General features: G+C 59.8%; 12 protein-coding genes. 9 read left to right on the top strand and 3 right to left on the bottom strand.

Annotated features, from left to right (window positions below):
* Window positions 1-134 precede the first annotated feature (134 nt).
* Both ACW4DH_RS12085 and ACW4DH_RS12080 read left to right on the top strand, forming a co-directional pair.
* Window positions 135-845, top strand: a complete 711-nt coding sequence (locus tag ACW4DH_RS12085; RefSeq protein ID WP_459636641.1) for a 16S rRNA (uracil(1498)-N(3))-methyltransferase — start codon at window positions 135-137, stop codon at window positions 843-845.
* Window positions 846-1,060: 215 nt separating this feature from the next.
* Window positions 1,061-2,428: a methyl-accepting chemotaxis protein gene (locus tag ACW4DH_RS12080; RefSeq protein ID WP_459636640.1), complete on the top strand. Its 1,368-nt coding sequence runs from the start codon at window positions 1,061-1,063 to the stop codon at window positions 2,426-2,428.
* 108 nt (window positions 2,429-2,536) lie between these two features.
* Here the strand turns inward: ACW4DH_RS12080 and ACW4DH_RS12075 are convergent, their stop codons facing one another.
* Together ACW4DH_RS12075 and ACW4DH_RS12070 are read right to left on the bottom strand one after the other, a co-directional pair.
* The gene (locus ACW4DH_RS12075; RefSeq protein WP_459636639.1) at window positions 2,537-3,589 is read right to left on the bottom strand and encodes a DUF748 domain-containing protein; all 1,053 of its coding nucleotides are present in this window, start codon (window positions 3,587-3,589) and stop codon (window positions 2,537-2,539) included.
* Window positions 3,590-3,671: 82 nt separating this feature from the next.
* Window positions 3,672-4,961: a lytic murein transglycosylase gene (locus tag ACW4DH_RS12070; protein WP_459636638.1), complete on the bottom strand. Its 1,290-nt coding sequence runs from the start codon at window positions 4,959-4,961 to the stop codon at window positions 3,672-3,674.
* A 422-nt stretch (window positions 4,962-5,383) separates the two neighbouring features.
* Between ACW4DH_RS12070 and ACW4DH_RS12065 the strand changes: the two genes are divergently transcribed.
* The 7 genes from ACW4DH_RS12065 to ACW4DH_RS12035 all read left to right on the top strand — a co-directional run bounded on the left by ACW4DH_RS12065 (window position 5,384) and on the right by ACW4DH_RS12035 (window position 11,498).
* Window positions 5,384-5,560, top strand: coding sequence for a hypothetical protein (locus ACW4DH_RS12065; RefSeq protein ID WP_459636637.1), 177 nt, complete (start codon window positions 5,384-5,386; stop codon window positions 5,558-5,560).
* A 90-nt stretch (window positions 5,561-5,650) separates the two neighbouring features.
* Entirely contained in the window at window positions 5,651-8,449 is a 2,799-nt protein-coding gene (locus ACW4DH_RS12060) for a monovalent cation/H+ antiporter subunit A (protein WP_459636636.1), read from the top strand.
* Complete coding sequence (locus ACW4DH_RS12055) at window positions 8,449-8,799, top strand: Na+/H+ antiporter subunit C (RefSeq protein ID WP_459636635.1); 351 nt, start codon at window positions 8,449-8,451, stop codon at window positions 8,797-8,799. Before ACW4DH_RS12060 ends, ACW4DH_RS12055 begins: the two co-directional genes overlap by 1 nt.
* Window positions 8,796-10,316: a monovalent cation/H+ antiporter subunit D gene (locus tag ACW4DH_RS12050; protein ID WP_459636675.1), complete on the top strand. Its 1,521-nt coding sequence runs from the start codon at window positions 8,796-8,798 to the stop codon at window positions 10,314-10,316. The genes ACW4DH_RS12055 and ACW4DH_RS12050 overlap by 4 nt, the downstream gene beginning before the upstream one ends.
* Window positions 10,313-10,810, top strand: coding sequence for a Na+/H+ antiporter subunit E (locus tag ACW4DH_RS12045; protein WP_459636634.1), 498 nt, complete (start codon window positions 10,313-10,315; stop codon window positions 10,808-10,810). The genes ACW4DH_RS12050 and ACW4DH_RS12045 overlap by 4 nt, the downstream gene beginning before the upstream one ends.
* Window positions 10,804-11,073, top strand: a complete 270-nt coding sequence (locus ACW4DH_RS12040; protein ID WP_459636633.1) for a K+/H+ antiporter subunit F — start codon at window positions 10,804-10,806, stop codon at window positions 11,071-11,073. Before ACW4DH_RS12045 ends, ACW4DH_RS12040 begins: the two co-directional genes overlap by 7 nt.
* Window positions 11,074-11,081: 8 nt before the next feature.
* Entirely contained in the window at window positions 11,082-11,498 is a 417-nt protein-coding gene (locus ACW4DH_RS12035) for a Na+/H+ antiporter subunit G (protein ID WP_459636632.1), read from the top strand.
* An 83-nt stretch (window positions 11,499-11,581) separates the two neighbouring features.
* On the opposite strand, the gene hemH is transcribed toward ACW4DH_RS12035, so the two are convergent.
* Window positions 11,582-12,571, bottom strand: a complete 990-nt coding sequence (hemH, locus tag ACW4DH_RS12030; RefSeq protein WP_459636631.1) for a ferrochelatase — start codon at window positions 12,569-12,571, stop codon at window positions 11,582-11,584.
* Window positions 12,572-12,725: the final 154 nt, after the last annotated feature.

Below are 12,725 nucleotides of genomic sequence, written 5' to 3'. Positions count from 1 at the left end.
TGCTCAAGAAGTGAAAGATCGTTGAGCGTGCATTATGACAGAAAGCCCCTCCTCTCGCCGCAGTCGCGGGCCCACCGCGTCGCCGCAGCCCCAACGCTTCTGCTAGAATGCCCGCGCGCCAACCAGGAAAGACCATGAACCTGATCCTGCTTTCACCCGACGACATCCTTGCCCCTCAGCGGGCCCGTGTCAGCGATCCTCGCCGTCTGCGTCATCTGCGCGAGGTTCACCGTGCCATGCTCGGTGACGAGCTGACTCTTGGTGTCGAGGGAGGCGCGATGGGCCGTGGCCGCCTGATCGCGCTGGAAGCCTCCTATGCCGAATTCGAGATGACACTCGATCAGCCGGCGCCTGCACCTTTGCCGGTTCACCTGCTGCTGGCCCTGCCCCGACCGCGCATGCTGGCCCGCACGCTGGAACACATCACTGCGCTCGGCGTGAAACAGCTGACGCTGCTGCACACCCGGCGTGTCGAGAAAAGCTATTGGCAATCGCCGGAGCTGCGTCCGGAAAAGATTCGTGAACATCTGATTCTCGGCCTGGAACAGGCCCGCGACACGATGCTCCCCGAGATCCACGTCGAAACGCGTTTCAAGCCCTTCATCGAGGATCGTCTGCCGGCGTTGTTGGGCGATCGATACGGGCTATTGGCACACCCGGGTATGGCGGCGGCATGTCCCCGTGGCCTGCAGGAATCGACAATGCTGGCTGTCGGACCGGAAGGAGGCTTCGTGCCTTACGAGGTCGAGGCGTTTCTCGCGCGAGGGTTCACCGGGGTCCACTTGGGCGATCGTATCTTGCGTGTGGAAACTGCCGTCACCGCACTATTGTCCAGGCTGTTCTAATCCCAAAAAAATCCAGTTCAAAAATTAACGCCTTTAAACGTTAAACAGCCTTATAATTGATAAAATTTACACCTCCACACAATAAGTAAAATTAATTACCTACTCCTGTTGCACAGTGTTTATTGTCACAAAGGCAACACAACCCAGCACAACGATAAAGCTGGGGCCCAAGGTGCCGTCCTCCCTAAACCGAGCTGTTTCAAAAAGAGCCTGCCATGTCGCTGCTTTCCTCCCAGTCCCACCGCAACGCCGCTATTGTCGATGCCATTCAGCGCTCCATGGCCATCATCGAATTCCAGCCGGATGGGACTATCGTCTCCGTCAACGAGAATTTCCTGGTGGCGACCGGTTATGCCAGTGATGAGGTCATTGGACAGCATCATCGCATGTTCTGTGAAACCGACCATGCGCATAGCGCCGAATACCGGGATTTCTGGGTACGACTGCAACGTGGCGAGTTCGTCTCGGGGCGCTTCAAGCGGTTGAACAAGCATGGTGAGCCCATCTGGCTGGAAGCTTCCTACAACCCGATCATGGGACGCCACGGCCAGGTAAAGCGAATAGTCAAAACGGCGACGGAGATCACCGACAAGGTCCACCAGGAACAGGAAATGCGCAGTCGTCTCGATGCCATCAATCGTTCCATGGCCGTCATCGAGTTCACCCCGGACGGCACGATACTGACGGCCAACCAGAACTTCCTGGATACCGTGGGCTATGCATTGGAGGATATTCAAGGCTCTAACCATCGGTTGCTCTGCGAACGCGAATATGCCGAAAGTCGCGAATATCAACAGTTCTGGGAACGTCTGAACCATGGCGAGTACACGGCCGGCCAGTTCAAGCGTCTGGACAATCGCGGCCGGGAGTTGTGGTTGGAAGCCACCTACAATCCCGTCTTCGACCCTGACGGTAAGCTTTCCAAGGTGGTGAAGTTCGCCACCGACATCACCGAGCGTATCGAACGTCACCGTGCCGAGTCCGCCAGCGCCCAGATGGCCTATCGCATCTCCTCGGAAACTGAACGCACGGCAAATGACGGTGCCCGCATCATCGACAGCACGATCGAGGAGATCCGGCATATCGCCGACACTGTCACGCGCACGTCACAGTTAATCGACGAACTCGAACAACGCTCGGCTGCCATCAACTCGGTCATCAACAACATCCGTACCATCGCGGAACAAACCAACCTATTGGCGCTCAATGCCGCCATCGAGGCGGCACGCGCCGGAGAGCATGGGCGTGGCTTTGCCGTTGTCTCTCATGAGGTACGTCAGCTGTCGGTTCGAACCGCCCAGGCGACCCAGGATATCGTGGCGACCATCGGTACGCTTAGAGAGCTTACCCACCATGCCAGTGCCGATATGCGCGAATGCCTGGGTAGCGTCGACAACGGAGTGAAGCTGGCAGGCGATGCCGGCGATATCATCACGCGCATCCGTACCGGCGCCAACGACGTGGTAACGGCGATCGAGGCGTTCGCCTCGACGCTGGAGACCTCGAAAAATACCGCCACGTCGTTGCACAAGGACAGGATGCTTGCGCGCCCGGCACCGTCACGAGCACTCACGCCGTCCTGATTCGAGGCAGAGAAACGATTCCCATGACAGCGGTACTGTCATGGCTGTCATGGGTACGGCAAGCTTTTCCGTCGTATCCGATCCGACACAATGACCCACACGCCGGGATCACTCTGTTCCCTCCTCGAAGCGTGCCTGGTAGGCCTCGACGAAGGCATTGCGCAACGCCGAGACGAAGGCCTGCCAGCCGCTGATATCCTGTTGATCGAGATTGCCGCTAATCTCGATGCGTGAAGCGAGCTTGTCCTCGGGATGATTGCGAAACAACCAGCCCACACCGGCCACCAGCGATTCCCAGGCCGCGCTGAGAAATCCCTGCTTGGCATCCTCTTCCAGGTCGAGAATGTTGACGTTGTTCAATAACGGCTTGGCATAACCCTGCAGCTGTCCATCGTCGGCCTCGAGTTCCATGACAAAGTCCCCCGAGCCCGACTCGAAGTCGAAGTTGCCGTAGGCCTTCGTCAGGTCATTGAGGCGAGTCAGGTCGAGTCCCTCCACCCGAAGCTGTATGTCAAAATCCTGGAAATCCCCCAAGGGGTCGAGACTTGCATGCAATTCGGTGTGCGCCTGGTTGAGCATCAGCCCCTGCGCATCGATATCGGCGACTTGCGCACCTTCACTGCGGTCGGCATTGCTGAGGTTGGTAGCGGTCGCCTGAATCTCGGAAATTTCCAGGTCCACTGGCGGCTGAGAAGTGAAGTTGCGAAAGTGAACACGCCCCTGATGGACAGTGAGGCGGTTGAGTTCGATAGGCAGTAACGCCTGCAGAGACTCGCGCCAGCTACCGCCTTCACCGGACTGACTGTTTTGTTCCTGCTCCGCGTCGACGTAGTTGAGTTCAGGTTGGAAAAGCGCGACCTTGGCGACAACCGCCCCGTGCCACAGATCCTCCCAGCTCACCGACAAATCGATGCTGTCGACGCGGAAAAACGGCACCTGCGTTTCGCCGCTGGCCTTGACGATGGTCAAGCCATCGATGGAATAGGCCCCGCGCCAGAGATGGATATCGACATCCTCGACATGGCCACGATAATCGCCCATGTCAGCGAGCTGTCCATTGAGATAGTCACGCACCAGGTCCGGCAGCATGGCCCGCAATATCACCAGTGCTACCAAGACCCCTGCGATCACGATCATCGGCCACGTATAGCGCTTTTTCATGTCCTTGACACCTTCGCTGATTCCTTGTCGCTTATATAGCGTAGCGTGAATTGATCTCAGCGGCTTGCAGGACGCACCTTGTCTAGCGACGACGCAAATTTTTCAACAGCTCTTGGGTGGCGAAACCGTCGGGTATCATGCCCTGCAATTGCTGATATTCGCGCAGGCCTCGGCGGGTATTGGGCCCGACGATACCGTCCGGCTCGCCGACATTCATGCCCCGCTCATTGAGCAGGGCCTGCAACTCCTTGATCTGTGAGCGTGACAAGGCAGGCTCTTCGCGCGGCCACTCGGCTGCCAGCCCGGGACGCCCCGCAATGCGATCCGACAATAGCGCCACCGCCAAGGCATAGCTGGTCGAGGCGTTGTATTTCATGATGACCCTGAAGTTGGTCCCCACCAGAAAAGCCGGCCCGCGCGCACCGGCCGGCGCGATCACCGAAGCACTTTCCAGCTCGGGTAACCCTGCACCCCGCATCGCCTGCACGCCCTGTGCCGCCCATTGCGCACTTGGCTGACGAAGCGCCAGCTCGGTCTGGGCGTAATCGAAATTCTCCGGCAAGCGGACTTCCGCGCCCCAGGGCTCACCGCTGCGCCAGCCAACCTCGGCGAGATAATGGGCGGTCGAGGCCATGACATCGGGAATGCTGTTCCAGATATCCCGCCGGTTGTCGCCATCGGCATCTACTGCATAGGCCAGGAAGCTGGAAGGGAGAAACTGGGTATGCCCCATGGCACCGGCCCAGGAGCCGCGCATGCGCTCGCGATCGATATCACCGTTCTGCAGGATATTGAGGGCCGCCATCAGCTCACGACGGGCAAAGGTCTGGCGCCGGCCTTCATAACCTAGCGTGGCGAGAGCATCGATGGTCTCGAAATTGCCGAAGTTGCTTCCATAGTTGCTTTCGATCCCCCAGATCGCGGTTACGATCTCCTTAGGCACGCCGTAAACCTGCTGAGTCCGTTCGGCCGTTTGCCGGTGGGCCTCCAGCTTGGCCCGTCCGGTGCTGATCCGCGTCGCGGACACCGCGCTATCGAGATATCCCCATACCGGGCGCGAGAATTCGGGCTGGGCACGGTCCAGCTCGATGACCCGCGTCAACAAGCGCGCTTCGCCCAGAGCGCTGTCCAGCGTATCGGACGCAATACCCTGCTGCGCGGCAGCGCGACGAAACTCCTCGAGCCACTGCGCGAAATCCCGCGGCACGTTCTGGCCAACGTCGTCCGCCAGCACGGTTTGCCTGGAATGGGCTTCAGTGGAGTTGTCCGCAGGCGCCACAACGCCAGCCGAGGTCTGATCAAGCTGCGCAGCCGAACTCTGGCAGCCCGATACCCCTATGCCCAGCAGCAGCATCAACGTGCCTTTTCGCATACGACTTTGCTTCCCTTAGATGATATTGCGCCCCCGCCATGAAGACCGCGCGAGATGCCTTAGTCGATCGCCAACCGTGTGATGGCACGCCGACAGAATCCCGCCATGCTAGCGGGAGTCCCGGCTTGCGGCCAGCGCTTGAAGAGCACATGTTCGCGGACAGCCCCTTTAGCGGCGTGACCCGGTGCGACTTCCTCGCCTCATCGGGTTTCGCATGGCGCCGCCTTATAAAACAAAAGTTTATATATGGCATTTGTACATTTTACCCGCATTGGCATGCTGGCAGGGGCTCGTGGGCCATGCTACAGTCGCATGATCACTTCGGTTCGGCGTCGTGAATCACGTCAAATTCGCCAATAATTTCAGTCCATTAGGACAACAAGAACGACGCGCCGGGAAACCTTGAAGGGAGGAAAGACACCATGACAGGCCAAGAATTGCGCGGTCTCCGGGAATGCCGCGTGCCCTGCCATAACGGTGCCGAAACTCTACCGTGCCGCCCGGCAACGGCCTTGACCGATCGCACGCCGGCCTGGATGCTGGCTCCGCGTGGCGTCAGGCGCCCCTATCTCACCGATCCCCCCGGCCAAAACGACTGACGGTCGCACCTGTAGCGACCATACTCTTAACCGTGCCTGCACGTCGCATGACGGCTGCGCGCGAATATTCACGACAAGAGCGAGTCGTTCATGCCCCTGCTTTTGATCTTGCTGCTGCCCCTGCTGGGCAGTCTGGTGCCCTTGATAGGCTCCAATGAAAGGCGCAATACTTGTGCTCTGCTGACCGTCCTGGCGCCCGCCGCCGCCCTGGCGCTGACGGTATCGCAGATGGCGCCGGTACTCGGCGGCGAGACATTGCGTCTCGATATCCCCTGGATTCCCGCCTTGGGACTGGATCTTGCGCTGCGCCTGGACGGGCTGTCGCTGCTGTTCACCCTGCTGATTCTGGGCATTGGCCTGCTCATTATCCTCTATACGCGCTTTTATCTCGCGCAAGAGGACAGCATGCCGCGCTTCTATGCCTTTCTCATGCTGTTCATGTCCGCCATGCTAGGGGTGGTACTCGCCGACAATCTGCTACTGCTGTGGGTCGCCTGGGAATTGACCAGTCTCTCGTCGTTTTTGCTCATCGGCTTCTGGCACACCCAGTCGGAGGCCCGGCGCGGCGCTCGCATGGCGCTGACTGTCACCGGCATGGGCGGGCTCGCCCTGCTGGCGGGACTGATTCTGATCGGGCAGATCGTCGGCACCTACGATATGCAGATCGTGCTCGACAGTCGCGATATCATCCAGCAGGACCCGCGCTACCTGCCGGCCGTATTGCTCGTGCTGCTTGGCGCCTTTACCAAGTCGGCCCAATTCCCCTTCCAGTTCTGGCTTCCCCAGGCCATGGCCGCGCCCACCCCGGTATCGGCCTATCTACACTCGGCCACCATGGTCAAGGCGGGGGTATTCCTGCTCGCCCGGCTGCACCCGGCGTTGGCGGGGCCGGATATCTGGCTCTACCTGGTGGGCCTCACCGGCTTGGTAACGATGCTTTACGGAGCCTACTTCGCGCTGATCAAGTACGACCTGAAAAGCATCCTCGCCTACTCGACGGTCAGTCACCTGGGGCTGATCACCATGCTTTTCGGTCTCGATACCCGCATGGCGGTGGTCGCCGGGATATTTCATATTCTCAACCATGCCATATTCAAGGCGTCGTTGTTCATGATCGCCGGGATCATCGACCACGAGTGTGGCACCCGGGACATCCGCAAACTCAAGGGCTTGTGGCGTTACATGCCGATGACCATGGTCCTGGCGACTCTGGCGGCCGCTTCCATGGGGGGAGTGCCGTTACTCAACGGTTACCTGTCCAAGGAAATGATGCTCACCGAAACACTGGAAACCCATCTGCTGGGCGGGCTGTCCTGGCTGATTCCAGTGCTGGCGACCGTGGGCAGCCTGCTGTCGGCCGCTTACGCCCTGCGCTTTGTGCGCAACGTTTTCTTCGATGGTCAACCGCGCGACTTGCCCAATACTCCGCACGAGCCGCCGATCCTGATGCGAGTCCCGGTTCTGCTGCTGGTGGCGTTATGTGTGGTCATCGGTCTACTTCCGGCAATCATGACCACCGCCTTGCTGCATGCCGCTGCCGATGCCGCACTGGCCGGCCCGGTGCCCGAATTCCACCCGGCCATCTGGCATGGCGTCAACCTTCCCTTGTTGATGAGCATCGTGGCACTGAGCGGCGGGGTCGGTCTGTACTTCCTGCGTCGTTACCTGTTTAGTTTTCAGCGCCAGTTCAAGCCGCTCGATTCGCTCAAGATCTATGAAGGCTCCGTCCAGGGACTGGTGCGTGCCGCCCAGTGGGGACTGGATACGCTGGAGAACGGCTCGCTGCAGCGCTACATGTTGTGGGTAGTGATTACCGTATTGTGCATGGCCGGTGGCGGCCTGATGGGCATTGCTTCTCTCGCCGGCGCGCAGTCTCATCAGCCGCTCGATGGTCTACTGATCGCTGGCGCTCTGATCACCATGTTCGCCGGGCTGGCTACCGCCTTCCTGCATCGCCAACGCCTGATTTCGCTACTGATGCTCTCGGTCGTGGGACTAATGGTGTCGCTGGCCTTTGCCCGCTTTTCGGCACCCGACCTGGCGCTGACCCAGTTGGCCGTCGAAGTGGTGACGATGATCCTGCTGATGCTGGCGCTGTTCTTTCTGCCACAGCGCACCCCCAAGGAGTCCAGCGGGCCGCGCATCGTTCGCGATGTACTGCTGTCGGCGGGATTCGGCGGGATTGTCGCCAGCCTGAACTATGCGCTGTTGACACGGCCCCTGGAGTCGATCTCCGATTTCCATCTGACGCATAGCGTTCCCGGCGGAGGCGGACACAACGTGGTCAACGTGATTCTGGTGGACTTTCGTGGCTTCGATACCCTGGGGGAGATCACCGTGCTGTGCATCGCCGCCATCGGTATCTACAAGCTGCTCAATCGTCTGCGCCTGTTCATGCCTTCCAGCGACTTTGAAGGCCGGGCATGGTCACCCGACCGCCATCCCATGATCCTGTCCACGGTGTCCCAGACCTTGCTGCCACTGGCCCTGCTGGTCTCGATCTTCATCTTGCTGCGCGGGCACAACGCTCCGGGAGGCGGCTTCATTGCCGGCCTGGTCACGGCAGTGGCATTGATTCTGATCTATATCGCCCGCGGCGTGGATTGGACACAGCAGCGTCTGTCGTTTCAATTCCAGCCGATTGCCGTGGCGGGGGTAGGCATCGCAGCGCTGACCGGTCTCGGCAGTTGGCTGTTCGGTTATCCCTTCCTGACCTCCTCCTTCGGCCATTTTCACATTCCCGTGATCGGCGATATCGAGCTGGCGACCGCGATGCTCTTCGACCTGGGCGTCTATCTCACCGTGGTGGGTGCCACGCTGATGATCCTGGCCAACCTTGGCAAACTCACCACGCCGCACCGCCCCTCCAAGCAGAAGGAGAAAGCCTGATGGAAGCGCTCTTTGCCACTCTCACCGGGGTACTCGCCGCCAGTGGCCTTTATCTGGCGTTAAGGGGGCGCACCTTTCCGGTGGTGGTAGGTCTGACCCTGATGACCTATGCGGTCAACCTGTTCCTGTTTTCTACCGGGGGCCTCACCACGGGAGCGGCCCCGGTCATTAGCGAGGAAGGCGGACCCTATGCCGACCCGCTACCCCAGGCTTTGGTGTTGACCGCCATCGTCATCGGTTTCGCCATGACCGCGTATTCGATCATCCTGGCCATGCGCGTGCGGGGTGACCTGGGCAATGATCATGTCAATGTTCGCCGTGCCGAAGAGACACGCGAGGACAAGACCTGATGCAGCATTTGATCATCCTGCCGATCCTCTTGCCGCTCCTGACTGGACTGGCGTTGTTGATACATCGCGATGCCGCAATACATCTCCGCCGTTTCATCGCCCTGTCGGCCACCGCATTGCTGGTCATCGTCGGCATTCTGCAGGTCATGCAAAGCAGCGACGACGTGATTCGCTACTATGCCCTCGGCGACTGGCAACCACCGTTCGGCATCATTCTGGTCCAGGATCGCCTGTCGGCAATCATGGTGCTGCTGACCGCCGTACTCGCCCTGGCCAGCCTGGCCTACGCCTGTGCTGGCGACGATGAGAAGGGCTCCAATTTCCATGGCCTGTTCCAGCTGCAGCTGATGGGCATCAACGGGGCCTTCCTGACCGGCGACTTGTTCAACTTGTTCGTGTTCTTCGAGGTGCTGTTGATCGCCTCCTATGCACTGCTGATCCATGGCGGTGGAAAAGTCCGCATTCATGCAAGTTTTCAATATGTCGCTTTGAACCTGGCCGGCTCTTCACTGTTCTTGATCGCCCTGGGCGTCCTCTACGGGGTGACCGGCACCTTGAACATGGCCGACATGGCCGTTCTGGTCACCACGCTGGATGCGGATCAGGCGGGCCTGGTCAAGGTGGGCGCCATGCTGCTGCTGGTCGTGTTCGGGCTCAAGGCAGCCATGGTGCCGCTGTATTTCTGGCTGCCGCGTGCCTACGCAGCGGCCTCCGCGCCGGTGGCGGCCCTGTTCGTCATCATGAGCAAGGTGGGCATCTACGCCATCATTCGTGTCTATACGTTGATTTTCGGCCCCCATGCCGGCCCCTTGGCCAATCTCGCCCAGCCGTGGGTATGGTGGTTGGGGCTGGCCACACTGGTGCTGGGCACGGTGGGCGTACTGTCGGCCCGCGATCTGCGCTCGCAGGTGGCCTACCTTATCCTCGTCTCGGTAGGCACCATGCTCGCCGGGGTGGGCATGAACTCACCTCAGGCTAACGGTGCACTGATCTACTATCTGATCCACACCACACTGGTGACGGGAGGCCTGTTCCTGCTCGCTGATGCCATCGCCAACCAGCGTGGCAAGGCGGGGGCACGCATCGTTCGTGCCCGCACCGTCAACCAAGTGGTGCCGTTGGGCATCTTCTTCTTCATCGGCGCCGCAGCCGTAGTCGGCTTGCCGCCGTTTTCGGGCGCCGTCGGCAAGGCCCTACTGATGCAGGCCGCCGCTCCTGAACAGCAGCCTTGGCTATGGTCGATTCTGCTGGGCAACGGCCTGGTCTCGATTGTCGCTCTCGGCCGTGCCGGCTCGAGCATATTCTGGCGCTCGACACCAGGCGAAGGCTCCGCGGTCAGGATGGGGCCGCTACGAGCGTTCGGCATCGCCTTGTTGCTGAGCGCTTCTCCGCTACTGGTGATCTTTGGCGGCCCGCTGACCGAGTTCACCCAGGCGACCGCGGAACAGTTAGCCGATCACGAGGCCTATATCCGCGCTATTCTTATATCCGAATCGACGACAGGAGACGAGGCATGATGCGTTCCCGGCCCTGGTTACCCATGCCATTGCTGTCCGTTCTGCTGCTTGTAGTCTGGCTATTGCTTCAACAGAGCGTTGCGCCAGGCCAGTGGCTGCTAGGCGGCTTTCTTGCCTTGATCATTCCTATTCTGACCCGCTCCTTCTGGGAGCCTCAGCCTGACATGAAACGTCCATTGCTCATGCTGCGCTATCTGCTACGCGTGCTGGGCGATATCGTGACCGCCAATCTCCAGGTGTCACGGATCATTCTCGACCCAAGGGGACGCATGCGTCCGGCATTCGTCGAATATCCGCTGGAGCTGAAGGAAAACTTTCCGATCACCATGCTGGCCAGCACCATCACGCTGACCCCCGGCACGGTGTCCGCCCACTTGCGCCTGGATGGCAAAACCCTACTCATTCATGCACTGGATATTGCTGACGAACAGGAGCTGATCGACGAAATTCGCGAGCGCTACGAGCGTCCGCTCAAGGAGATATTCGAATGCTAGACGTCGCACTCTGGACCAGCCTGGCGCTGTTCATGGCGTCGATCCTGCTCAATCTCTACCGAGCGGCCATTGGCCCGACGCTGCCGGATCGCATCCTGGCACTGGATACCATGTATGTGAACTCCATCGCATTGATCATCCTGTTCTGCATCTGGTTGAATTCCAAAACCTACTTCGAAGCAGCGCTACTGATCGCCATGCTGGGTTTCATAAGCACCGTGGCAGTATGCAAGTACTTGCTGCGCGGTGACATCATCGAATAAGGGACACTATGATCGGCTTCTATACCGTGATGGAGGGCGTCATTGCATTCTTCCTGATCGCCGGTGGGATTTTCGCCTTTATCGGTTCTCTGGGGCTGGCACGCCTGAAGGATTTCTACATGCGCTTGCATGGTCCGTCGAAGACGACGACGCTTGGGGTCGGCTGCGTGCTGGTGGCCAGCATGATCTATTTCAGTCTGGTTCACGATGGCCTCAGTTTGCAGGAGATGCTGATTACCCTCTTTCTGTTCATTACCACTCCGGTATCCGCACACCTGCTGGCCAAGAGTGCCTTGCACCAGAAGCTGGCACGGGACCCGCGCACCCGGGGTGATCCTCGAGAATTCCATGAGGGTGAAGAAGAAGAGGAAGCGGAAACGGCAGCCGGCGAGGAAGAGCCACTCAACGGCTCACGCCTGCCCTGAGCTCCGCAAATGCACCGGGCCCTGGGTCTGAGTTTATGCTCACGCATCGCCTTGTGACCCAGCGCAAGGCGATGCGAAGTGATTCACCACCCCTGGGTATGGGTCTCGACCAGTTCCGCAAGTAGTGCAATATGGTCGGCACGATCGTTGAGTGCCGGAATATAGCGGTAAGTCTTGCCCCCCGACTCTTCGAAGTAACCGCGGTTCTCCACCTCGAGTTCTTCAAGCGTCTCCAGACAGTCGGCAGCGAACGCCGGACTCATCACGTCGACGTGCTCCACACCTGCTTCCCCCCACGCCTTCAACGTCTCATCGGTATAAGGCTTGAGCCACTCTTCGCGGCCAAACCGAGACTGATACGTTTGCAGCCACGCGCTCTCTTCCAACCCCAGCGCCTCGGCCAATAGACGGCTGGTCGTCTCGCAGTGCCGGGGATACGGATCGCCTTTTTCCGCATAGCGCTTGGGAATGCCATGATAGGACATCAGCAGCCGCCCACGTTGCTCACCGTGGCGGGTCCAATGCTCACGCACGCTATTCGCCAGGGCCTGGATATAGGCCGGATGATCATGATAGTCGCGAACAAAGCGCAACTCGGGGAGATGCGGACAGGGCGCCAGGGCCCGAGCCAGGCGGTCGAATACTGCCGCAGTGGTGCTACTTGAGAACTGAGGATAAAGCGGGAGGACCAGGATCCGCTCGGCGCCTGCCCGCCGCAGGGCCAACCCGGCCGCTTCCATGCTGGGGTTGCCGTAGGTCATGGCCAGTTCGACGGGTATCTCTTCTCCGCTACGCTCGGCCAGGCACTCTTTCAAGGCGCGTTGCTGGCGAAGCCCGATGCTCAGCAGCGGCGAGCCCTCTTCCCCCCAGACCGAGGCATATGCCTTGGCCACCTTACGCGGACGAATGCGCAATATTACACCATGCAGGATTGGCCACCATTTCCAGCGCGGCAGATCGATGACCCGGCGGTCTCCAAGGAACTCGGCCAGGTAGCGTCTTACCGCTTCCGGTGTCGGGGCATCAGGAGTCCCGAGGTTCACCAGCATCACGCCATAGCGCACCGCTGTCATGGCCACTCTCCTATGCAAATATTATCCATGCGCCGATTGTACCAGCGCGCATCGGGTACAGGAGAATAAGGTTATCCTATCGTCAGCATTCGTATAAATTTACGCTGCAAGGATTGACTACTAGGGCGGGAAAGCTCGGGCGCGGACAAAACCG

This window comes from Halomonas sp. WWR20, from assembly GCF_054602495.1.
This window is presented reverse-complemented; position numbering and strand designations above follow the sequence as displayed.